Consider the following 818-nt stretch of genomic DNA (forward strand, 5'->3'; position numbering starts at 1 on the left):
CCTCCAGCTCCTGGACGACCCGCCACAGCGGTGCGTCACGGCGGGAGACCAGCACCACCACCTCGTCGGTCCGGGCCGCCGCCGCGCCGGTGCCGGCCGGGCCGAACCAGGCGGCCATCGGGCCGGTCGCCGCAGGGGCCGCCGCGGCGGCGTGCTGCCGGGCGGCGGGCGCCTGCGGGGCGGCTGCCTGCGCGGCCGGCGCCTGCGGGGCCGGCGCCTGCGGGGCCGGCGCCCGGCCGAACGTCCGCTGCACGTACCCGAGTGCCTGGTCCACCGCCGCGCCCGCATCGCCCTTGCCGTCCGACCGGAGCCAGGAGCGCAGGGCGTTGTTGTGCGCGGCGACCACCGCGGCCGCGATCACGTCGGCGTCCAGGGTCCCGTCGGGCCGCCCCGCGAACCGCGCCCGCAGGTATTCGGCCAGCGCCCGCTCGTAGCGCCACACCACCGACAGCTCATAGGCGCGCAGGCCCGGCACCTGCCGGGTGAGGCGGTAGCGCTGCACGGAGAAGACAGGGTTCTCCGCGTACATCCCGAGCACCAGCCGGGCCGCGTCGCAGACCCGCCGGACCGGATCGTGCTCCGGGCCGCCCGCCGCGAGGAACGCGGTCATGTCGGCCAGGCAGCGCTCGTGGTCGGGGAAGACCACGTCCTCCTTGGAGGGGAAGTAGCGGAAGAACGAGCGCCGGCCGACCCCGGCCAGGGCCACGATGTCGTCCACGGTGGTCTGCTCGTACCCGCGTTCCAGGAAGAGCCGGAAAGCCGCCCCGACCAGGGCGTCCCGGATGGGCGGCTTCGCGGCCGGCGCCGCGCTGCTGGAG

Annotated in this window: 1 protein-coding gene; it reads right to left on the minus strand. The window is 77.1% G+C overall.

Annotated features, from left to right (window positions below):
- The coding region (locus tag IE312_RS06020) for a TetR family transcriptional regulator (protein ID WP_370467518.1) at positions 1-818 on the minus strand (818 nt) is incomplete at both ends.

The sequence above is a fragment of the Streptomyces capoamus genome, from assembly GCF_014654935.1.
GTDB lineage: Bacteria > Actinomycetota > Actinomycetes > Streptomycetales > Streptomycetaceae > Streptomyces > Streptomyces capoamus.